Consider the following 23,106-nt stretch of genomic DNA (forward strand, 5'->3'; position numbering starts at 1 on the left):
TCCACTGTATGAACGCCCCCGAAAAAGACTCGGCCCTGGACGACACGTCCCTGGATAACTTCCACGCGATAGCCGACGCCATCGCCACGTTGTTTTTCCCCCACGCCGAAGTGGTGCTGCACGACCTGCGCACGCAAAAGGTCGACTACATCGCCAACAACCTGTCCAAGCGGGAAATCGGCGACGACTCGGCGCTGGAAGACATGCTCAGCGACGATGTCAGCGAACGAAACATCGGGCCGTACGAAAAGCTCAATTGGGATGGTCAGAAGATTCGCAGCCTCAGCACGGTGCTACGGGACAGCGAAGGTCATCCGCTGGCGGTGTTGTGCATCAACCTGAATATTTCGCTGTTCGAGAATGCCAAGGCCGCCTTGGACCTGTTCCTGTCGCCGACCAAGCTGATCCCGCAGCCGGATGCACTGTTTCGCGATGACTGGCAGGAGCGGATCAACACCTTCCTCCACGCATGGCTGCGTGAGCGCCAGTTGAGCCTGAATCTGCTGACCCGCGACCACAAGCGCGAACTGGTGCTGGCGTTGCACGCCGAAGGCGCATTCAAGGGCAAAAGCGCCTCGAACTACGTGGCCAATGTGCTGAACATGGGCCGGGCGACGGTGTACAAGCATTTGAAGGAATTGAAGGGCTGAGCCCTGAGAAATGTGCTGGAAGGGCCTCATCGCGAGCAAGCTCGCTCCCACAGTGTCCGAGTCGTGCGCAAGAGATATGTACACCACTGAACCTGTGGGAGCGAGCTTGCTCGCGATGGCGGTTTGTCAGTCGCCGTAGATATCCGACTTGAAGTACTTGTCCGAAATCTTCTGGTACTCACCACTGGCGCGAATGCCATCAATGGCCGTGTTCAGCTCGCTGACCAACTCGGTGTTGCCCTTGCGCACGGCAATCCCGGCACCCTCGCCCACATATTTCGGATCTTTCAGCTCCGGCCCGACAAAGGCGTAACCCTTGCCTCGCGGCATCGACAGGAAGTCATTCAGTGGAATGGTGTCGGCAAAAATCGCGTCGAGGCGACCGGCGGCCAGATCCATGTAGATTTCTTCGTTGTTGCTGTAGCGCTTGACGTTGATGCCCTTGGGCTCGAACACCTCGGAGGCGTAACGGTCGGTGGTGGTGGCGCGCTGCACACCGACAGTCTTGCCCTTGAGGCTGGCGTACTGGTCATCCACCACCGCGCCGTCCTTCATCACCAGACGCGACGAAGTGAAATAGTACTTGTGGGTGAAGTCCACCGACTTCTTGCGGTCTTCATTGATGGTCATGGACGACAGCGCCATGTCGATTTTCTTCACCTTCAGGGACGGAATCAGACCATCGAACTCACCTTCGACCCACACACACTTGGCCTTCATCTGTGCGCACAAGGCATTGCCGATGTCATAGTCGAAACCGACGATTTCGCCTTTGTCGGTTTTCGAGGCGAACGGTGGATACGCCGCTTCGATACCGATGCGCAGGGTTTTCTCGGCGGCGAACACAGAGCTGCACGCCAACAGGCTCAGGGCCAGACCGGTAATGAGGGGGAACTTCTTCATGTTCGTTTTCTCGCGGTTGTTGTTGGTTTGGCAAGACAGAAGAAAAAGCTGAAACGGGTGGAAACTTTTTTGTACTTATAATTCCATACTGGACTTTTATGTATGAACCGTCAATGAGGTAAATGCAGCCCGTTCCGGCCGATGGTCGGGTGGTGAATCCGGGAGTGATTGGTTGAATCGAAAGGCCTCATCGCGAGCAAGCTCGCTCCCACAGTGGATCTGGATGAACACAAACTTTGTGTACGACGCAGAACCCTGTGGGAGCGGGCTTGCCCGCGAAGACTGACTAAAGAACGCCGCAGAAACTACTGCTTCCAGCGATCCGCCGCCGCATGATCACTGTCACGCCCCTCGACCCAGCGCGGCCCGTCGCTGGTGTTTTCTTTCTTCCAGAACGGCGCACGGGTTTTCAGGTAATCCATGACAAAGGCGCAGGCGTCGAATGCCGCCTGACGATGGGCGCTGGCCGCGCCGACGAAGACAATCGGCTCGCCCGGCTCCAGGGCGCCGATGCGGTGCAGCACTTCCAGCTTGAGCAGCGGCCAGCGCTGCTCTGCCTCGATGGCGATCTTGCCCAACGCTTTTTCAGTCATGCCGGGATAGTGTTCGAGGAACATCCCGGCGACGTCGAGGCCGTCATTGAAGTCGCGCACGTAGCCAACAAAACTCACCACTGCACCCACGCCGACATTGGCATCGTGCATGGCGTTGACTTCGGCCCCAGGGTCGAACGCCGTGGACTGCACGCGAATCGCCATGGTTCAGCCTCCGGTCACAGTCGGAAAGAACGCCACTTCATCGCCGTCGCTGACCGGCTCGTCGAGCTGGCACAGGTCTTCGTTGCGGGCGCACATCAGGTTCTGCTCGCTCAACACCTCGGCACCGTCACGTTGGGCCAACAGTGCGCGGACGTCGTCGACGGTGGCGAAGTTGCCTTCTACTTTCACCGAATCCAGACCCAACGCTTCACGATAACGGGCGAAAAACTTTACGGTAACGTTCATGACTGCTCCGCCTGGAAATGTCCGCTCTTGCCGCCGACCTTCTCCAGCAGACGCACGCTTTCGATGGTCATGCCGCGGTCCACGGCTTTGCACATGTCGTAGATCGTCAGCGCGGCGACGCTGGCAGCGGTCAGGGCCTCCATCTCGACGCCGGTCTGCCCTGACAGCTTGCAACGCGCCACGATGCGCACCGAATCCTCGCCTTCGGCACTGAGCTCGACCTTGACACCGGTCAGCATCAGCGGATGGCACAGGGGAATCAGATCGCTGGTTTTCTTCGCCGCCTGGATACCGGCAATGCGTGCCACGGCAAACACATCACCCTTGGGGTGGCCGCCACTGACGATCATCTGCAGGGTTTCGGGCAGCATGCGCACCAGCGCTTGAGCGGTCGCCTCACGGAACGTCACGGCTTTTTCAGTGACGTCGACCATGTTGGCGCGACCTTGGGAATCGAGATGAGTCAGCACGGGATTACTCCTGATCAGGAGCGTCGATTGTAAACCTGCGGGTCAATTTTCCGCACGCACGATTATCGGGTCACCACAAACCAATGTGGGAGCGAGCTTGCTCGCGATAGCAACCTGCCATTCACCTGAAATGTCGACTGACACACCGTCATCGCGAGCAAGCTCGCTCCCACAGGTTTTTCATACGCCCATAAAAAACCGGGCGGCTTTAGGGCCGCCCGGCTCCGGTGGACTGTTACAGATGCGATTCGGCGTATTCGGCCAGGATCGAACGTGGTACCCCTTGCAGGGTGATGTGCACCCCGTTCGGGAAGTCCTTGAAGCGTTCAGTGAGGTAGGTCAGCCCGGAGCTGGTCGCAGACAGGTAAGGGGTGTCGATCTGTGCCAGGTTGCCCAGGCACACCACTTTGGAACCGGCACCGGCACGGGTGATGATGGTTTTCATCTGGTGCGGCGTGAGGTTCTGGCATTCGTCGATCAGGATCAGGCTCTGCTGGAAGCTGCGGCCCCGGATGTAGTTGAGGGATTTGAACTGCAACGGCACTTTGCTGAGGATGTAGTCGACGCTGCCATGGGTGCTTTCGTCATCCATGTGCAAGGCTTCGAGGTTGTCGGTGATGGCGCCCAGCCACGGCTCCATTTTTTCCGCCTCGGTGCCGGGCAGGAAGCCGATTTCCTGATCCAGGCCCTGCACGCTACGGGTAGCGATGATGCGGCGATAACGTTTGCTGACCATGGTCTGCTCGATCGCAGCGGCCAGCGCCAGGATGGTTTTACCCGAACCCGCGGCACCCGACAGGTTGACCAGGTGGATATCCGGATCGAGCAAGGCGTACAACGCCAGGCTCTGATAGATATCACGCGGCTTGAGGCCCCAGGCTTCCTGGTGCAGCAGCGGTTCCTGGTGCAGGTCGAGGATCAGCAAGCGGTCCTCTTCAATCTCCTTGATCCAGCCGACAAAGCCCTGTTCATCAATGATGAATTCGTTGATGTGCACCGCCGGCAGGTTGTCGATCAATTGCACCTGATGCCAGGTGCGGCCGTGGTCCTGACGGGTTTCAACCTTGCTCACGCGGTCCCAGAAAGAGCCGGTCATGTTGTGGTAGCCATTGGGCAGCAAGGACACGTCATCGACCAGTTGGTCGGTGCTGTAGTCCTCGGCCGCGATTCCGCAGGCGCGCGCCTTGAGGCGCATGTTGATGTCTTTGGTGACCAGCACCACGGGCTTCTTCGGATCGCGCGCGTGCAGGTCGATCAGTTGATTGATGATTTTGTTGTCGTTCAGGTGCTCGGGCAGAATCAGGTTCGGCTCGGCATGCTTGCTCATCAGAATTGACAGCAAACCCTTGGGTCCGCTTTTGCCACGCTGGATCGGCACACCCTGCTCGACGTCCTCGGGTGAGGCATCGCCCAGAGTCTTGTCGATCAGGCGGATGGCCTGGCGGCATTCGGCGGCTACGCTGTGATGCCCGCTCTTGAGCTTGTCGAGCTCTTCAAGCACGGTCATCGGGATCGCGACGTGGTGTTCTTCGAAGTTAAGCAGCGCGTTTGGATCGTGAATCAATACGTTGGTATCGAGTACATAAAGGATTGGCTGGTTGGAAGAAGAGCTACGTCCGTGATCATCCATACTCGGTCACCTTTGTGGGAGCCATTCGACGCAATACCTTGACGGTGCTGCGCCTCGAAGTGACTGCCGAATACACCTGCGGGGACTCAAGTGTTCTGCATACATGCGGGGTCTTGGAAGACGCCACCTGTGTTGCAGGTTTCGGCGGTCTGTCTTCGTAATACTCCAAAACGTGTGACAGAAAAAAGTACTTTGACGCTTTTTTGAAGTTTATTTTTCAGATTGACCAATAGCACTTGGCGGACTGCCATCACCCGTTTAAAGTCGGAAGTCCACCTGCAACGAATCCCCTTCCAAAATTGCCAAAAACCCAATGTTTACGGGGTTTTGTCATTTTCAGCGAAACGCATCCTGGCAATCCTCCCAGCCGATCCCGACAGGCGCCGTTTGCGTGACCAGCCACGGCAACGCCGTTTTCACTGCATCCTGTTTCACATTGAAATTGATCACTCCGTGCCGCCACAGCAGCATCAGGGTCAGCACTCGTTGCGCACTCGGGTTGCCCTTGAGTTTGCCGGCACCGTCCTGGGCGTCGATGTCCCACAACGCTACCTGCAACCCCTGAGTCTTGAAGAAGCCTTCGGCATCGGAACGGCGCTGACCGTCGGGCGGACGGAACAGGGGCACGTAGTTCTCCGGCAGCTTGCTCTTGACCAGTTCGGCGCTGCGGCGCACCGAGTCCTGCCAGTCCTGCCAGTGGCTGTGGGAACGGAACTCCCAGCCTTGTATGCCGATGCACTGGCTCGAGTAGGTCGCTTGCAGGTTACTCACCGAATGTTCGGCCAAACGGGCCAGGATGTCCTTGCCGAGGACGAAGAACGTCCCGCTCATGTTCGACTTGCGCAGGTACTCGGTGACCCAGGCGGTGTTATCCGGCACGGCGTTGGCGGCACTGTCGAAGGTCAGCAGAAACAGCCGGTCATGCATCCCGTCGCCGCTGCGCTCATAGTCGCCAAAATGATCGACTTCGCTGCTGGTTTGCGGGAACAAAGCGGCCTTGCGCAGCTGTTCGTCCAGGTACTGGGTGTGGAACACACGGCTCGGCTCGGCCCACTTGATGTAATAGCTGTCTGCGCCGACCTGGAATTTGGCAGCCTGCTCGCGCAAGGTGGGCATGTCTTCGACCAGAAAACAGAAGGAGGCATCCTGGTCGCAACTCTGTTGGGCGAAGTTGTAGTTGGCCAGCAGCCGTTGCCACATGCGCTGACGAACCCGGTCGACCGACTCCAGATTGATCGTGCGCAGGCCCAGGCGCTGGGCCAGGGCGGGCTCATCCAGCGACTCGCTGGCCAACAGGACACTGGAAAACATGAGGATCTCGGCCCTGGACGCCACGTCGAACAGTGTCGGGTTGCCGAGTTTCTCCGGCCAGGTGCTGCGATCGAGCGTCGCCACATCGCCCGGAGCCGCGATGGCGCCGAAGCTCAGTAGCCAGATCGAAATGAGAAAAGCGATACGCAATGGGATGTCTCCATAACAAAACCCGCGCGGCACTATAGCTGATCCACACACACCTCCTGCAGCAACACTGAACCACTGTGGGAGCGAGCTTGCTCGCGATAGCGATCTGACATTCAACAATGATGTCAGCTGACACACCGTCATCGCGAGCAAGCTTGCTCCCACAGGTTTTGTGCTATGCCACCAGTCATCACCTATGGACGCGATAGCTGGAGTCAACGAGGACAACCCCCTAGAATCGCCGCCACGATTAAAGGAGACGACTTCATGCTGATGGTGATTTCACCCGCCAAGACCCTCGACTATGAAACACCGCCGGCGACCCAGCGCTTCACCCAGCCGCAGTACCTCGACCACTCCCAGGAGTTGATCCTGCAATTGCGCGAGCTGACGCCCGCGCAAATCAGCGAATTGATGCACGTGTCCGACAAGATCGGCGGGCTCAACGCCGCGCGTTTCGGCAGCTGGACGCCCGCGTTCACCCCGGAAAACGCCAAGCAGGCGCTGCTGGCCTTCAAGGGCGATGTGTACACCGGCATGAATGCGCAAACCCTCAGCGAAGCCGATTTCGATTACGCCCAAAAACACCTGCGCATGCTCTCGGGCCTCTATGGCCTGCTGCGTCCGCTGGACCTGATGCAACCCTATCGACTGGAAATGGGCACCAAACTGGCCAACGCTCGGGGCAAGGATTTGTATGCCTTCTGGGGCACGCGCATCAGCGAGTGGCTGAACGAAGCCCTGGTCGATCAAGGCGATGACGTGCTGCTCAACCTGGCGTCCAACGAGTACTTCTCGGCCGTCAAACGCAACGCCTTGAACGCGCGCATCATCAATACCGAATTCAAGGACCTGAAGAACGGCCAATACAAGATCATCAGCTTCTACGCGAAAAAGGCCCGTGGCTTGATGAGTCGCTTCGTCATCGAAGAACGCATCAACGACCCGGCCACCCTCAAACAGTTCGACGTTCAAGGCTATCGCTACAGCGCCGAACAGTCCAAGTCGGACAATCTGGTGTTTCTACGCGATCACGCACCAGAGTGATGCATCCGGTCGGTGCACGACCTCCACAAACCCTCGTGCGCCGACCCTTGATTCACTTCAGACTTCCCTGCCATTTCGCCATTTTTTTGGCGCCATAAAAACACCAGCTGATTTTCTAACTTTAGTTTCACTCGACTTCAATCATTTTTTTGCGTAGTGGCACTGACTTTTTTTAACAGTAGTGGCAAAAAAATATCCCCTCTGTTGAGCCGCCTATATATAAAGGGCGAAACGGCAAGTGCTATCAATTTGAGAGCAGTGCCATCTTTCTCAATATTTCAAGAAATTTCAGATTTCGCGATGAGTGGGCTGGAACTATGTCCAAACGAGCCGCTCATACCACCGGTAACGATTCTCGCCGAGCGTGTACGAGATAACTTACGCAGATAAGCGATTCGTGTAGCGAAGTTGTAATATTAACTTGCGCTGACTAATCACCGATTTGGACAACAGTAATCGGACAGGAGATAACGCGGTATGACTATCCCCTACAAGGCCACGACAGCGCCCCTATAAACGTGCTCACCCGAGCACCCAACCGCTTGATCCACGGGCTTTCGGCCTGACATCAGGCGTGCAAGGCCGTTGCACCTGCATCCTTCCGACAGGAGGATCGGCTGCATAACAGGGCAAATCATAACAACAAGGCCTAGTTGCGCACCCCTTGAGTGCATTTATTTAGACACTCGTAACTTATATGCCAGCACAGGGCATTGTCGTGCCTGTAAGGCACACTTGCGAGTGCACTAAAACACGCTGAATACCATTAACTCCGGCCATTTAATGGCTTGATGTTTACAGGCTTGATAACAGAGAGGTAATTGCGATGCGCATCAGCATTTTTGGTTTGGGTTACGTCGGCGCAGTATGTGCCGGTTGCCTGTCTGCACGGGGCCATGACGTCGTTGGCGTCGATGTGGCCAAAGACAAGATCGATATGATCAATGCCGGCAAATCGCCGATCGTTGAACCAGGCCTGGGTGAACTTCTGGCCCAAGGCATCCAGACAGGTCGTCTGCGTGGCACCACCAACTTCGCCGAGGCGATTCGCGACACCGACCTGTCGATGATCTGCGTAGGCACGCCGAGCAAGAAGAACGGCGATCTGGAACTGAACTACATCGAGGCAGTGTGCCGCGAAATCGGTTTTGTCCTGCGTGACAAGACCACCCGCCACACCATCGTGGTGCGCAGCACCGTACTGCCGGGTACCGTGGCCAATGTGGTCATCCCGATTCTCGAAGACTGCTCCGGCAAGAAGGCCGGTGTTGATTTCGGCGTGGCCGTGAACCCTGAGTTCCTGCGCGAAAGCACCGCCATCGCCGACTACGACCAGCCGCCAATGACCGTCATCGGTGAATTCGACAAGGCGTCCGGCGACGTTCTGCAATCGCTGTACGAAGAGCTCGACGCACCGATCATCCGCAAGGACATCGCGGTCGCCGAGATGATCAAGTACACCTGCAACGTGTGGCACGCCACCAAGGTCACCTTCGCCAACGAAATCGGCAACATCGCCAAGGCGGTCGGCGTCGACGGTCGTGAAGTGATGGACGTGGTCTGCCAGGACAAGACCCTCAACCTGTCCCAGTACTACATGCGCCCAGGCTTCGCCTTCGGCGGCTCGTGCCTGCCAAAAGACGTGCGTGCCCTGACCTACCGCGCCGGTTCCCTGGACGTGGAAGCCCCGTTGCTCAACTCGCTGATGCGCAGCAACGAATCCCAGGTGCAGAACGCTTTCGACATCGTTTCCAGCCACGACAAACGCAAAGTCGCCCTGCTGGGCTTGAGCTTCAAGGCCGGCACCGACGACCTGCGCGAAAGTCCGCTGGTCGACCTGGCGGAAATGCTGATCGGCAAGGGCTATGACCTGAGCATCTACGACAGCAACGTCGAGTACGCCCGCGTTCACGGTGCGAACAAGGACTACATCGAGTCGAAGATCCCTCACGTCTCGTCCTTGCTCAATTCCGACTTCGACGCGGTGATCAACAACTCCGACGTGATCATCCTCGGCAACCGCGACGAGAAGTTCCGCGCGCTGGTGCAGGAAGTTCCACACGGCAAGCAAGTGATCGACCTGGTCGGTTTCATGTCCAAGGCCACCAGCGTGACTGGCCGGACTGAAGGTATCTGCTGGTAAAGCAGCCGCAAGCTTCAAGCTCCAAGCCGCAAGTTCAAAGCTCCTCGCTTGGGGCTTGAAGCTTGGGGCTTGCAACTGACTTTAGGATTCCGATTATGCACAGGCTAAAACACGGCCTACTCCAGGCCGCCGGTTGGCTGTTCTACCTGAGTTTACTGATGGGCCTCGCCATGGCGTTGCCCGTGTCCACGTTCGACTCCGAGTCGAAGGACTTTATTTTCCTGATTGGCGCCGTGGGTATCTGGCGCTATTCGATGGGTGCCACCCACTTTGTGCGCGGCATGATTTTTCTGTACATCGTCTACCCGCACCTGCGGCGCAAAGTGCGCAAGCTGGGCAAAGCGGCTGACCCGTCCCACGTGTTCCTGATGGTCACCAGTTTCCGCATCGACGCCCTGACCACCGCACAGGTCTACAGCTCGGTGATCCGCGAAGCCATCGACTGCGGTCTGCCTACCACCGTGGTCTGCTCCATCGTGGAAATGTCCGATGAGCTGCTGGTCAAAAGCCTGTGGAAACGGATGAACCCGCCGTCCCGGGTCAAGCTCGACTTCGTGCGCATTCCCGGCACCGGCAAACGCGATGGCCTGGCCTACGGCTTCCGCGCCATCTCCCGGCACCTGCCGGATGATCGCGCCGTGGTCGCAGTGATCGATGGCGACACCGTGCTGGCCGAAGGCGTGGTGCTCAAGACCGTGCCGTGGTTCCAGATGTTCGGCAACGTCGGCGGCCTGACCACCAACGAATTCTGCGAAGTGCGCGGCGGCTACATCATGAGCGAATGGCACAAGCTGCGTTTCGCCCAGCGCCACATCAACATGTGTTCGATGGCCTTGTCCAAGCGCGTGCTGACCATGACCGGCCGCATGTCGGTGTTCCGCGCCACCGTGGTCACCAACCCGGACTTCATCGCCGACGTGGAAAGCGACTCGCTGCAACATTGGCGCCTGGGTCGCTTCAAGTTCCTTACCGGCGATGACAAGTCGAGCTGGTTCAGCCTGATGCGCCTGGGCTACGACACGTTCTATGTGCCCGACGCGGCGATCAACACCGTTGAACACCCGCCGGAAAAGAGCTTCATCAAGGCCAGCCGCAAACTGATGTTCCGCTGGTACGGCAACAACCTGCGGCAGAACTCCCGTGCCCTGGGCCTGGGGGTCAAACGCCTCGGCGTGTTCACTTCAGTGGTGCTGTTCGACCAGCGCGTGTCGATGTGGACCTCGCTGCTGGGCCTGACCGTGGCACTGATCGCCAGCTTCAAGTACGGCACCGCGTTCATCCTGGTGTACCTGCTGTGGATCGGCATCACCCGGTTCATCCTGACCTTGTTGCTGTCGTGCTCCGGACACCGGATCGGCCCGGCTTACCCGGCGATTCTCTATTACAACCAGATCGTCGGCGCGCTGGTGAAGATCTACGTGTTCTTCCGCCTCGACCAACAGTCCTGGACCCGCCAACCCACGTCTCTGACCCGTGATCTCGCCAGCTTTCAACGTTGGTTCAACACCTGGTCGTCTCGGACCATGACCTTCTCTGCCGGCAGCATTTTTGTCGCCGTGCTGCTGTTGATGGTCTGACCGCCCCCTTATTGAATTAACCAGGAAATCGCCTTTATGAATACCGCCGTCAACGCCAACGTAGTGCATGAATCCGAAGCCCAGCGCCAACACGCCCGAGTGAAAATCCCGGCCAAGTTGCGTTTCTTCGGCCCTGACCGGACGCCGGTCGAAGCCCGGGTGATCGACCTGTCCGCCGGTGGCCTGGCGTTCAACGCCGGTCAATTGCCGCTGAAGATGGGTGACGTGTACAAGGCCCGCCTGCAATTCGTCATCGACAACCTCGGCCTGGCCATGGACGTCGAGTTGCAGGTCCGCTCTTTCGATCGCGAGACCGGACGCGCCGGCTGCCAGTTCCAGAACCTGGAACCACGGGACATCTCGACCCTGCGCCACCTGATCACTTCGCACCTGGCTGGCGACATCGTCAGCGTGGGTGAAATGCTGGCGACCCTGCAGCGCGACAACTTCACCAAGGCGCGCAAGGTCAAGGACGGCGGCCACGGCATGTCCGCGTTCGGACGCCTGAAAGCCGTGACCTTCAGCCTGGGGATCTTCGTTGTCGGCGTGGCTGCATTCGGCTTTGTCTTCAAATCGGTGTATGGCATGTACTTCGTCAGCCACGCCCAGGCCGGTCTGGTCAGCGTGCCGGGCGTGAACATCACCATGCCCCGCGACGGCACCGTGCAGAGCCTGGTGAAAGCCGACGGCGTGGCCGCCAAGGGCGCACCGCTGGCGACCTTCAGCACCAGCATGCTCGACGTGCTCAAGGGCCATCTGGACGAAGACCAACTGCAACCGGCCAAGGTTGAAGAACTGTTCGGCAAGCAGATGACCGGCACCCTGACCTCGCCTTGCGACTGCACCGTGGCCCAGCAAATGGTCGCCAACGGTCAGTACGCCAGCAAGGGCGACGTGATCTTCCAACTGGTGCCGCGTAACAGCGAAGCCAATGTTGAAGCGCGCTTCTCCTATCGCCAGTTCGGCGACGTGCGCCCGGGTACTTCGGTGCGCTTCCAGATCGCCGGCGAGGACAAGAGCCGCACCGGCAAGATCGTCAGCAGCACCAGCCTGAAAAGCGCCGACCTGTCTTCGGACATCCGCGTGCTGATCCAGCCGGACGAAACCCTGGACAGCTCCCTCGCCGGCCGCCCGGTGGAAGTGAACAGCGACCGTGGCCCGAACCTGAACTGGCTGATCGACAAAGCCATGGCTGTCGGTCTTTAAGTCGAGGACATGCCTGTGACTACTCCAACCCTCAACACGCCGCCGACCCTGTGGGAGCGAGCTTGCTCGCGATGGGATCGACGCGGTCTGTCTGATGCACCGAGCCAGCCGCATCGCGAGCAAGCTCGCTCCCACATGGGATTTGCGTTCTGTTCGCTAGCCCTGGCGGTCAGCCTCAGCGGCTGCGCCGGCCTGCCCGACCAGCGCCTGGCCAACGAAGCGCTCAAACGTGGCGATACCGCCACCGCCGCGCAGAACTACCGGCAACTGGCAGACCTGGGCTACAGCGAAGCCCAGGTTGGCCTGGCCGATATCCAGGTCGACAGCCGTGACCCGACGCAGATGAAACAGGCCGAGGCGACTTACCGCGCCGCAGCCAGCGTTTCGCCGCGCGCCCAGGCACGCCTCGGTCGTCTGCTGGTGGCCAAGCCCGGTTCCACCGAAGCGGAACAACACGAAGCCGAAACCCTGTTGAAAAAAGCCGCTGCGGCGGGCGAAGGCAATACGCTGATCCCGTTGGCGATGCTGTACCTGCAATACCCGCACAGCTTCCCCAACGTGAATGCCCAGCAGCAGATCAGCCAATGGCGCGCCGAAGGCAAGCCGGAAGCGGGTCTGGCGCAGGTGCTGCTCTATCGCACCCAGGGCACCTACGACCAGCATCTGGATGACGTGGAAAAAATCTGCAAGGCCGCGCTCAACACCAGCGACATCTGCTACGTCGAACTGGCCACGGTCTATCAGAAACAGGCCAAGCCAGAGCAACAGGCCGAGCTGATCAAGCAGATGCAAGCGGCTCATGCCCAAGGCACCGTTTCCGCGCAGCGCGTCGACAGCGTCGCCCGCGTGCTTGCCGATGCGTCCCTGGGCAAGACCGACGAGAAGACCGCACAGTCGCTGCTCGAACCGATCGCACCGGGCTACCCGGCGTCGTGGGTCACCCTCGCGCAACTGCTCTACGACTTCCCGGAACTGGGCGACGTCGACCAGATGATGAAGTACCTGGACAACGGTCGCGCTGCCGACCAGCCCCGCGCCGAGCTGTTGCTGGGCAAGCTCTACTTCGAAGGCAAACTGGTACCGGCCGACGCCAAGGTTGCCGAAGCGCATTTCCAGAAAGCCGTCGGCCGTGAAGTCGCTGCCGATTACTACCTCGGCCAGATCTATCGCCGTGGCTACCTGGGCAAGGTCTATCCGCAGAAGGCCCTCGACCATCTGTTGACCGCTGCGCGCAACGGCCAGAACAGCGCCGACTTCGCCATCGCCCAACTGTTTTCCCAAGGCAAGGGCACCAAGCCTGATCCGCTGAACGCCTACGTTTTCAGCCAACTGGCCCTGGCCCAGAACACTCCGCAAGCCACCGAGCTTGCGCAAACAATCCAAACGCAATTGCCGCCCGACCGGTTGGCCGAAGCCCAACGCCTGTTGAAACAAGAACAGGCCGTGCGCGGTGCCCTGAGCCCGAACACGCCGGAACTGCATGCCCTGCAAGAAGAAGATGGCGAGGAATCCCAATGAAGTTGAATCCATTCATGAAGGCCGGCATTGGCCTGACATTCGCGCTGATCTGGTCTTGCCCGACGCTTGCTGCGATGACTGAAGAAACCAAGAACTTCGGCCTGGACGTAAAAATCACCGGCCAGTCCGAAGACGACCGTGACCTCGGCACCGCCGACGGCGGCGACGTCAACGGCGTCGGCCTCGACCTGCGTCCGTGGGTCTACGGCGAAAGCGGCGCGTGGAGCGCCTACGCCATGGGTCAGGCTGTGACGTCCACCGACATCATCGAGACCGACACCCTGCAACAATCCGATGGCGCCGAGAACACCGACAATGGTGATCGCGAGACCAAGAAAAACTACCTGGCGATGCGTGAGTTCTGGGTCGGCTACAGCGGCTTCACGCCCTACCCCGGTGAGATCCTGAAGTTCGGTCGCCAGCGCCTGCGCAATGACGACGGCCAATGGCGCGACACCAACATCGAAGCCCTTAACTGGACCTTCGACACCACCCTGCTGCGCGCCAACGTCGGTATCGCCGAACGCTTCAGCGAGTACCGCACCGACCTCAAGGAGCTCGCACCAGAGGACAAGGATCGCCTGCACGCTTACGCCGATGCGGCGTACCAGTGGACACCGGGCAACTGGGTGGGCATCCGCGGTCATCACACCCACGACGACGGCAAACTCGACTACGCACAACCGGGCGTACCGAGCGATTCGCTGGACAAGAAACAGAACGGCGACATCAGCTGGCTCGGCCTCACCGCCGACAGCGACGCCTACAACTGGCGCAATACCAACACAGTCAATTACTGGGGCAGCATCACCGGCATGAGCGGCGACCGCGACACGGTCAATCCGCTGAACGCCGATGGCACCGCTCCCGCACAAGCCAAGCGCAGCGGCGATGTCGATGGCTGGGCCACCGATCTGGGTGTTCGCCTGCGCCTCGATCCGCAATGGCAAGTCGGTGCGGCCTACGCCCGCGCCAGCGAAGACTATGAACAGAACGGTCTGGAAAGTAACCGCTCGAACTACACCGGTACCCGCTCGCGCGTGCACCGTTTCGGCGAGGCCTTCCGTGGCGAAATGAACAACATGCAGAGCGCCACTCTGTTCGGTTCGTGGATGCTCAACGACGAATACGACGCCAGCCTGATCTACCACAAATTCTGGCGCGTCGACGGCAACAAGCCGGTCGGCAGCAACGGCATCGACGCTGTGCAGAACAATACCGATGACGTGACTGGCGCGATCCTCTCCAGTACGTCCCTGCCACTGAACGATGGCGAGAAAGACCTCGGTCAGGAAATGGACCTGGTGGTGACCAAGTACTTCAAGCAAGGCCTGTTGCCAGCTTCGATGAGTCAGGCGATCGATGAGCCTTCGGCCCTGGTGCGCTTTCGTGGCGGCGTGTTCAAGCCAGGCGATGCGTACGGCAAGGAAGTCGATTCGTACATGCACCGCGCGTTCATCGACGTGATCTGGCGCTTCTGATGCACATTGCGAAGGGAGTCTTCCAGATGAATCATCCAGCCCGAAAAGGCTCGATCAGCCTGCTGGCCGGCGCGATGCTGCTGGCCAGTGCGACTGGCTTCGCCAATGTGGAGCCGGCGAAGCCGGCAACCACGGCCAAGGAACTGCAACAGGCCAAGACCTACACCGTCAGCAGCGCACCGACCGCGCCGCTGGAACTGGCCACGCCGAAACTGCCGGACGTTTCCGGCTACACAGCCGAAGCCATAGCCGCGAAGATCGTGCGCAGCAAACCGGGCAAGATCAGCCTGCGCCGGATGATGCAGGAAGACGCCCTGAAGGACTTCATCGGTGGCGACAACAAGATGGCCGAGTGGGTAGTGCGTCAGCACGGCATCCCCCAGGCGATCTTCGTCGACGACGGCTACATGAACCTCAAGGACCTGGCGAAAAAGGTCCCCAAGCAGTACTTCAGCGAAACCTCGCCGGGTGTGTTCCTGGCGAAGTTGCCGATCGTGGTCGGTCGCCACGGCATCCTGGAAATCGACAAGCAGACCCAGGAACTGCGCCTGTCCCAGGAAGCCGGCTCGTTCCTGGTCAACGACGGCCAGCTGTTCGTGCGTGACACAAAAATCACTGGCTGGCGCGAGAAAGACAACGGCCCGGCGACGTTCAATTCGCCCAAGGAATTCCGTCCGTTCCTGCTGTCCTGGGGCGGCACCGAGACCTACATCGCCAACAGCAAGATCGCCAGTTTCGGCTACGCCAACAGTAAATCCTACGGCGTGAGTATTTCCCAGTACACGCCGAACATGGCCAAGGTGCTCAAGCGCCCTGAGCCGACCGGCTGGATCGTCGGCTCCGAGTTCTCGGACATGTGGTACGGCTTCTACTGCTATGAAACCCGCGACTTCGTGGTCAAGGGCAACACCTACAAAGACAACATCGTCTACGGCATCGACCCCCACGACCGTTCCCACGGTCTGATCATTGCCGACAACACGGTGTACGGGACCAAGAAGAAGCACGGGATCATTATTTCCCGTGAGGTCAACGACAGCTTTATCTTCAACAACCGCAGCTACGACAACAAGTTGTCGGGCCTGGTGATCGACCGTAACAGCGTGAACAACCTGATCGCCCACAACGAGATCTACCAGAACCACACCGACGGCATCACCCTCTACGAGAGTGCCGACAACCTGCTGTGGGGCAACAAAGTCGTCAGCAACCGTCGCCACGGCATCCGCATTCGTAACAGCGTGAACATTCGCCTGTACGAAAACGTCGCCATGGCCAACGGCCTGACCGGCGTCTATGGCCACATCAAGGACCTGAGCAACACCGACCGTGACATCAAGCTCGACCCGTTCGACGCCCAGGTGTCGCTGATCGTGGTCGGCGGTGAGTTGGCGGCCAACGGCAGCGGGCCGCTGTCCATCGACTCGCCGCTGAGTGTCGAGTTGTATCGCGTGTCCATGCTCGCTCCGACCAAATCCAGCGGCATCAGCTTTTCGGGGATTCTCGGCGAGCGCCAGGATGAAATTCTCGACCTGCTGGTGCGCCAGCAGAAAGCCGTGCTGATCGACCCCGTCGAACGCCAGACCGAAATGCGGGACTGAGGATAATCTTATGCACCCACACTTGATCAAATTACTCAGCCTGTCGGCCCTGACCGCCGGCATTCTCGCCGCCAGCGGTGGTGCTCGCGCCGATGAGGTCAAAGCGCCTAGCTTCACCGCAGAACCGTGCTGCAGCCTGTGCCCGGCCGCCCACGATGCGAAGAACTACACCACCCGTTATCAGCAGAACTTCACCACCCTGGTACAGGCCCAGGGCGACTGGCTGTTCCGGACCCAGGAAGACCTGCGCACCGAATTCGACACCACGCCCGCCGGCTACAAACGCATGAAACAACTGCACGATGCGTTCAAGAGCAAAGGTGTGGAACTGGTCATCGTGTACCAGCCGACCCGTGGCCTGGTGAACCGCAACAAACTCAACCCGGCGGAGAAAGCCAGCTTCGACTTCGACAAAGCGCTGCAGAACTACAAGACCATGCTCGGTCGTTTCGCGCAGATGGGCTATGTCGTCCCGGACCTTTCGCCGCTGACCAACGAGTCGTTGCCCGACACCCTGCCCGCCCACGATTTCTACTTCCGTGGCGACCAGCACTGGACCCCGTACGGTGCCCAGCGCACGGCGAAAATCGTCGCCGAGAAAGTCAAACAGTTGCCTGAATTCGCCGACATTCCCAAGCGCGAATTCGAGACCAAAAAGTCGGGTCGCATGGGCAAGACCGGAACATTGCACAACATGGCCGGTCAACTCTGTGGCACCAGCTACGCGATCCAGTACATGGATCAGTTCACCACCGAGCCGAAGGGCGAAGCGGGCGATGGCGATCTGTTCGGCGATTCCGGCAATCCGGAAATCACCCTGGTCGGTACCTCCCACAGCGGCAAGAACTACAACTTCGCCGGTTTCCTCGAAGAGGCCATCGGCGCCGACATCCTCAACGTGGCGTTCCCCGGCGGCGGCCTGGAAGGTTCGATGCTGCAGTACCTGGGCAGCGACGAGTTCCAGAAGAACCCGCCGAAGATTCTCATCTGGGAATTCTCGCCGCTGTATCGCCTCGACCAGGAAACCATCTACCGCCAGATGATGGCGCTGCTGGACAACGGTTGCGAAGGCAAGGATGCACAGATGTCCGGCAGCACCACCCTGAAGCCGGGCAAGAATGAACTGATGGTCAACAGCAAAAACCTGAACCTGCAAAACGGCAGTCACCAGGTAGACATCCGCTTCGCCGACACCTCGGTGAAAACCCTGCAAGCCACCCTCTGGTACATGAACGGACGCCACGAGGACATCAAGATCGAAAAACCGGAAACCTCCGATACCGACGGGCGTTTCGCCTTCGAGTTGCGCACGGACGAAGACTGGGCCACGCAGAATCTGCTGGCCGTCGAAATCCAGGGGCCTGAAAACGCCACCACGCCACAGAAAGTCGAAGCGAAAATCTGCAAACGCAACGTATTCCCGAGCGCCGAACAGCGTACTGCTTCGGTCGGGCAATGAGGTCTGCTATGCGAAATCCGATACTTTCAAAATTGTTGGCACCCACCCTGTTAAGCCTGGCGATGTTCGCCGGTGCAGCGCAGGCTGCGGCGCCACTGCGCCCGCCGCAGGGATACTTCGCGCCGATTGAAAAAATCAAAACCGGCGACAAGAGCGAAGGCTGCGATGCGATGCCGACGCCGTACACCGGCTCGCTGCAATTTCGCAGCAAATACGAAGGTTCGGACAAGGCCCGCGCGACCCTGAACGAGCAGTCGGAAAAAGCCTTCCGCGAAAGCACCGCCGACATCACCAAGATCGAGCGAGGCATCAGTAAGCGCGTGATGCAGTTCATGCGTGACGGCCGCCCAGAACAACTGGAGTGCACGCTGACCTGGTTGACCGCCTGGGCCAAGGCCGATGCGCTGATGTCCAAGGACTTCAACCACACCGGCAAGTCCATGCGCAAATGGGCGTTGGGCAGCATGGCGTCGTCGTACATTCGCCTGAAATTCTCCGACTCCCGTCCGCTGGCCAACCATCAGCAAGAGTCGCAGCTGATCGAAGCCTGGTTCAGCAAGATGGCCGACCAGGTGGTCAGCGACTGGGACAACCTGCCGCTCGACCAGACCAACAACCACTCGTACTGGGCCGCCTGGTCGGTGATGGCCACGTCCGTCGCCACCAACCGTCGCGACCTGTTTGACTGGGCAGTGAAGGAATACAAGGTCGGCGCCAACCAGGTCGACGCCGACGGCTACCTGCCCAACGAACTCAAGCGTCAGCAACGGGCCCTGGCCTACCACAACTACGCCCTGCCGCCACTGGCGATGATCGCCAGTTTCGCCCAGGTCAACGGTGTGGATTTGCGCCAGGAAAACAACGGCGCATTGAAACGCCTGGGTGATCGCGTGCTCGCCGGGGTGAATGACCCGGATGAGTTCGAGGAAAAGAACGGCAAGGAACAGGACATGACCGACTTGAAGGTCGACTCGAAATTCGCCTGGCTCGAACCGTTCTGCTCGCTCTACACCTGCTCGCCCGAGGTGCTGGCGAAGAAGCACAAGATGCAACCGTTCAAGACCTTCCGCCTCGGCGGTGACCTGACCAAGGTCTACGACCCGGCCAATGAAAAGGGCAGCAAGGGTTCTTGAAGACAGACACAAAACCTGTGGGAGCGAGCTTGCTCGCGATAGCGGTCTGACATTCAACATCGATGTCGACTGACACTCCCTCATCGCGAGCAAGCTCGCTCCCACAGGGTCGGTGTCGAAAGTGAGTTTTGTGAGTTAGCCCCCCGGATTTCCGTGGGGGGTTTGGGGGGGCCGTTGGCCCTTGACTGTTGGTTCAAACAAGGAGAGATCGGGATGGTTTTTTCGTCCAACGTGTTCCTGTTTTTATTCTTGCCGATCTTCCTCGGCTTGTACTATCTGAGCGGGCAACGCTATCGCAATTTGCTGCTGCTGATTGCCAGTTACGTGTTCTACGCCTGGTGGCGTGTGGACTTCCTCGCGCTGTTCGCCGGCGTTACGCTGTGGAACTACTGGATCGGCCTGAAAGTCGGTGCCGCCGGGGTCAGGACCAAACCGGCGCAGCGCTGGCTGCTGCTCGGCGTGGCTGTCGACCTGTGCATCCTCGGCTACTTCAAGTACGCCAACTTCGGCGTCGACAGCATCAACGCAATGATGACGTCGGTGGGCCTGGAACCCTTCATCCTGACCCACGTGCTGCTGCCGATCGGGATCTCGTTCTACGTCTTCGAGTCCATCAGCTACATCATCGACGTCTACCGTGGCGACACCCCGGCGACCCGCAACCTGATCGACTTCGCAGCGTTCGTGGCGATCTTCCCGCACTTGATCGCGGGCCCCGTGTTGCGTTTCCGTGACCTGGCCGACCAGTTCAACAACCGCACCCACACCCTCGACAAGTTCTCCGAGGGCTGCACGCGGTTCATGCAGGGTTTCATCAAGAAAGTCTTCATCGCCGACACCCTGGCGGTGGTGGCCGACCACTGCTTTGCCCTGCAAAACCCGAGCACGGGCGATGCCTGGCTCGGCGCCCTGGCGTATACCGCGCAGTTGTATTTCGACTTCTCCGGTTACAGCGACATGGCCATCGGCCTGGGCTTGATGATGGGTTTCCGCTTCATGGAAAACTTCAAGCAGCCGTACATCAGCCAGTCGATCACCGAGTTCTGGCGGCGCTGGCACATCAGCCTGTCGACCTGGCTGCGTGACTACCTGTACATCACCCTCGGCGGTAACCGCAAAGGCACGCTGATGACCTATCGCAACCTGTTCCTGACCATGCTGCTTGGTGGTCTGTGGCACGGCGCGAACATCACCTACATCGTCTGGGGTGCGTGGCACGGCATGTGGCTGGCGATTGAAAAAGCCATCGGCCTGAACACCTCGCCACGCAGTTTCAACCCGATCCGCTGGGCACTGACCTTCCTGCTGGTGGTGATGGGCTGGGTGATCTTCCGCGCGGAAAACCTGCACGTCGCCGGGCGCATGTACGGCGCGATGTTCAGCTTCGGCGACTGGTCGCTGTCGGAACTCAACCAGGCCAGCCTCACCGGTCTGCAAGTGGCGACCCTGATCGTGGCCTACGTGACCCTGGCGTTCTTCGGCCTGCGCGACTTCTACACCAACCAGCCTCCGGTCAAGACCAAGCCTGCCGTGAGCGTCGACACCGACGGCCCGGCCGCTGCGACACCGGGAACGATCAAGGCCGTGCCTGGGGATAACCCGGCGAGCATCCACCAGCCAGGCTACACCGTCGGCGTCGAAGCCCAGGTGCAACCGGCCTACTGGACCGCTGACTGGTCGCGTTACGTGATGCGTGCGCTGGTGCTGCTGCTGTTCATTGCCTCGATTCTCAAACTCTCGGCGCAGAGCTTCTCGCCGTTCCTTTACTTCCAGTTCTGAGGGATCTGACCATGACCCGCTCATTACGCATCTTCTACATCGCGCTGTTCCTGGTGACCTTGCTGGTGCTCGGTCTGTGGTCGGTGCGCAGCTTCTTCGGCTTCAGCACCAACGCCGATGCGACTGTGCTCAACGGCCGCTGGAGCAAAGCCGTGGAAACGCACTACGACGACGAGTTCCCGATCAAACGCCTGGGCACCAACCTCTGGGCCGCGCTGGATTTCAAACTGTTCAACGAAGGTCGTCCGGGCGTGGTGCTCGGTCGCGACCAGTGGTTGTACAGCGATGAAGAATTCCACCCGGTAGTCAACGAAGAGCTGAACCTGCAAGGCAACTACGCGCTGGTCGAAGGCGTACGCCAGACCTTGAAGGAAAAAGGCGTGCAACTGGTGATGGCGGTGGTGCCGGCCAAGGTGCGCCTGTACCCGGAACACCTCGGTGAAGTGAAACCGGCGAGCATCCACGCCAACCTCTACAAGGACTTCCACCAGCGCCTGGCCGCCGACCGGATTCCGGCCCCTGACCTGCTCGGCCCCCTGCAACAGGCCAAGCAGAATGGCCAGCAAGTGTTCCTGCGCACCGACACCCACTGGACGCCGCAAGGTGCCGAGATCGCCGCCAACCGTCTGGCCAGGACCATTGCCGACAAGTACCCGCTGAGCGGCGAGCCCCAGCGTTTCGTCACTGAACCTGCGGAAACCATTACGCACAAGGGCGACCTGCGTCTGTTCCTGCCACTGGACCCGCTGTTCGAAAACCTGATGCCTAAACAGGAGCACTTGCAGAAGCGCAATACGGTCGTGGCTGAAGATCAATCCGCCGGTGACGACGCGCTGTTCGCCAACACCGAAGTGCCGGTGGCCCTGATCGGCACCAGCTACAGCGCCAACCCCAACTGGAACTTCGTCGGTGCGCTCAAGCAAGCGCTGAACAGCGACGTGGTCAATTACGCCGAAGACGGCCACGGCCCGATTCTGCCGATGCTCAGCTACCTCAAGAGCGACGCCTTCAAGAACAGCCCGCCACAGGTGCTGATCTGGGAGTTCCCTGAACGATATCTGCCCGTGAACAACGAAATCGGCGACGCCGACCCGCAGTGGGTCGCAGAGCTTAAACAAGCCGGCGCCCGCCAACAAAACGTAGCTGCAAACACTAAATCCGAGACGCCCGACCGGGCGCAAAACTGAAAGAGAGGTACACCATGACTTTCACTACAACTCCTCGTCGTCTCGCTAAAAGCTTTGCCCTGGTTGCCGGCCTCAGCGTGCTGTCGGTACAGGCTTTCGCCGCAGGCGACGCCGCCCTGTACGGCCCGACCGCACCGAAAGGCTCGACCTTCGTGCGTATCTACAACGCCGGCAACGCCGAAGTCAGCGCCACCGTCGGCAGCACCAACCTGAGCGACGTCGCGCCACTGTCCAGCACTGACTTCAGCTTCATGCCGGGCGGCGACTACAGCGCCAAGGTCGGTAGCCAGAGCCTGCCGGTGAAACTGGCCGGCGACCACTATTACACCTTGGTCAACAACGCCAGCGGCGCCCCGCAACTGATCGAAGAGCCGCCGTTCAAGAACAAACAGAAGTCCCTGGTACGAGTGCAAAACCTCAGCGACAAGGCGCTGACCTTGAAGACCGCCGACGGTAAGACCGACGTGGTCCCGAACGTTGCACCCAAGGGTCGCGGCGAGCGTGAAATCAACCCGGTCAAGGTCAGCCTGGCCTTGTACGACGGCACCACCAAAGTCGGCGACGTGAAACCGGTCGCCCTGGAACGCGGTGAAGCCGCGGTGCTGTACGTCACCGGCAGCGGCAGCAGCCTGTCGCCGGTCTGGGTGAAACGCCCGGTGTCGACGCGCTAATACATTCGTCTGGCTTGACCCAATCCCTGTGGGAGCGGGCTTGCCCGCGATGAGGCCCTTGAGACCGCCATCGCAGGCAAGCCAGCGCCCACAAGGACCGAGGCGTCAATCCGGACACGGAACAAAAACAAGAGTGAAACGACAGAACGCAGTAGCTCTAACCAATCGATTTTCAAGGAGTAAAAA

The 23,106-nt window shown here is 59.6% G+C and carries 19 protein-coding genes; 13 read left to right on the forward strand and 6 right to left on the reverse strand.

Annotated elements, in window-relative coordinates; all coding sequences use genetic code 11:
- Nucleotides 1-8 precede the first annotated feature (8 nt).
- A complete protein-coding gene (locus AC1RS8_RS18185; protein ID WP_007972668.1) occupies nt 9-650 on the forward strand; it encodes a helix-turn-helix transcriptional regulator in 642 nt (213 codons plus the stop codon).
- Between the two features lie 126 nt (nt 651-776).
- On the opposite strand, the gene AC1RS8_RS18190 is transcribed toward AC1RS8_RS18185, so the two are convergent.
- The 6 genes from AC1RS8_RS18190 to AC1RS8_RS18215 form a co-directional block, all read right to left on the reverse strand.
- Nucleotides 777-1,553 (reverse strand): ABC transporter substrate-binding protein, encoded by a 777-nt coding sequence (locus tag AC1RS8_RS18190; RefSeq protein ID WP_150814303.1) that lies wholly within the window; start codon nt 1,551-1,553, stop codon nt 777-779.
- 305 nt (nt 1,554-1,858) lie between these two features.
- A complete protein-coding gene (gene moaE, locus AC1RS8_RS18195; protein ID WP_007989960.1) occupies nt 1,859-2,311 on the reverse strand; it encodes a molybdopterin synthase catalytic subunit MoaE in 453 nt (150 codons plus the stop codon).
- 3 nt (nt 2,312-2,314) lie between these two features.
- The gene (moaD, locus tag AC1RS8_RS18200) at nt 2,315-2,557 is read right to left on the reverse strand and encodes a molybdopterin converting factor subunit 1 (protein WP_057713393.1); all 243 of its coding nucleotides are present in this window, start codon (nt 2,555-2,557) and stop codon (nt 2,315-2,317) included.
- On the reverse strand, nt 2,554-3,027 hold the full coding sequence (moaC, locus tag AC1RS8_RS18205) for a cyclic pyranopterin monophosphate synthase MoaC (protein ID WP_057713392.1): 474 nt from the start codon (nt 3,025-3,027) through the stop codon (nt 2,554-2,556). Before moaC ends, moaD begins: the two co-directional genes overlap by 4 nt.
- Nucleotides 3,028-3,262: 235 nt before the next feature.
- On the reverse strand, nt 3,263-4,657 hold the full coding sequence (locus AC1RS8_RS18210) for a PhoH family protein (RefSeq protein ID WP_008050144.1): 1,395 nt from the start codon (nt 4,655-4,657) through the stop codon (nt 3,263-3,265).
- Nucleotides 4,658-4,993: 336 nt separating this feature from the next.
- Entirely contained in the window at nt 4,994-6,118 is a 1,125-nt protein-coding gene (locus tag AC1RS8_RS18215; RefSeq protein WP_489339185.1) for a polysaccharide deacetylase family protein, read from the reverse strand.
- A 267-nt stretch (nt 6,119-6,385) separates the two neighbouring features.
- On the opposite strand from AC1RS8_RS18215, the gene yaaA reads away from it, so the two are divergent.
- From yaaA to AC1RS8_RS18275, 12 genes are all read left to right on the forward strand, one after another.
- Nucleotides 6,386-7,165, forward strand: coding sequence for a peroxide stress protein YaaA (gene yaaA / locus AC1RS8_RS18220; RefSeq protein WP_489339186.1), 780 nt, complete (start codon nt 6,386-6,388; stop codon nt 7,163-7,165).
- A gap of 826 nt (nt 7,166-7,991) precedes the next feature.
- Nucleotides 7,992-9,308 carry a nucleotide sugar dehydrogenase gene (locus AC1RS8_RS18225; RefSeq protein WP_057713389.1) on the forward strand — a complete coding sequence of 439 codons (1,317 nt, stop codon included), beginning with the start codon at nt 7,992-7,994 and terminating at the stop codon, nt 9,306-9,308.
- 95 nt (nt 9,309-9,403) lie between these two features.
- A complete protein-coding gene (gene alg8 / locus AC1RS8_RS18230; protein WP_057713388.1) occupies nt 9,404-10,885 on the forward strand; it encodes a mannuronan synthase in 1,482 nt (493 codons plus the stop codon).
- Nucleotides 10,886-10,921: 36 nt separating this feature from the next.
- Complete coding sequence (locus tag AC1RS8_RS18235; RefSeq protein ID WP_057713387.1) at nt 10,922-12,091, forward strand: alginate biosynthesis protein Alg44; 1,170 nt, start codon at nt 10,922-10,924, stop codon at nt 12,089-12,091.
- Between the two features lie 15 nt (nt 12,092-12,106).
- On the forward strand, nt 12,107-13,609 hold the full coding sequence (algK, locus tag AC1RS8_RS18240; protein WP_429520395.1) for an alginate biosynthesis TPR repeat lipoprotein AlgK: 1,503 nt from the start codon (nt 12,107-12,109) through the stop codon (nt 13,607-13,609).
- Entirely contained in the window at nt 13,606-15,090 is a 1,485-nt protein-coding gene (locus AC1RS8_RS18245) for an alginate export family protein (protein WP_150814297.1), read from the forward strand. The genes algK and AC1RS8_RS18245 overlap by 4 nt, the downstream gene beginning before the upstream one ends.
- 26 nt (nt 15,091-15,116) lie before the next feature.
- Nucleotides 15,117-16,691 (forward strand): mannuronan 5-epimerase AlgG, encoded by a 1,575-nt coding sequence (gene algG / locus AC1RS8_RS18250; protein ID WP_057713384.1) that lies wholly within the window; start codon nt 15,117-15,119, stop codon nt 16,689-16,691.
- Between the two features lie 10 nt (nt 16,692-16,701).
- Nucleotides 16,702-18,150 (forward strand): alginate O-acetyltransferase, encoded by a 1,449-nt coding sequence (locus tag AC1RS8_RS18255; RefSeq protein ID WP_340312941.1) that lies wholly within the window; start codon nt 16,702-16,704, stop codon nt 18,148-18,150.
- An 8-nt stretch (nt 18,151-18,158) separates the two neighbouring features.
- A complete protein-coding gene (locus AC1RS8_RS18260; protein WP_057713382.1) occupies nt 18,159-19,283 on the forward strand; it encodes a mannuronate-specific alginate lyase in 1,125 nt (374 codons plus the stop codon).
- A gap of 213 nt (nt 19,284-19,496) precedes the next feature.
- Nucleotides 19,497-21,062, forward strand: coding sequence for an MBOAT family O-acyltransferase (locus tag AC1RS8_RS18265; protein ID WP_057713381.1), 1,566 nt, complete (start codon nt 19,497-19,499; stop codon nt 21,060-21,062).
- Between the two features lie 11 nt (nt 21,063-21,073).
- Nucleotides 21,074-22,249 carry an alginate O-acetyltransferase gene (locus AC1RS8_RS18270; RefSeq protein WP_489339188.1) on the forward strand — a complete coding sequence of 392 codons (1,176 nt, stop codon included), beginning with the start codon at nt 21,074-21,076 and terminating at the stop codon, nt 22,247-22,249.
- Nucleotides 22,250-22,263: 14 nt separating this feature from the next.
- Nucleotides 22,264-22,920 (forward strand): alginate O-acetyltransferase AlgF, encoded by a 657-nt coding sequence (locus AC1RS8_RS18275; RefSeq protein WP_489339189.1) that lies wholly within the window; start codon nt 22,264-22,266, stop codon nt 22,918-22,920.
- The last annotated feature ends 186 nt before the right edge of the window (nt 22,921-23,106 follow it).

It is taken from the genome of Pseudomonas sp. GW821-FHT12A04, assembly GCF_058807755.1.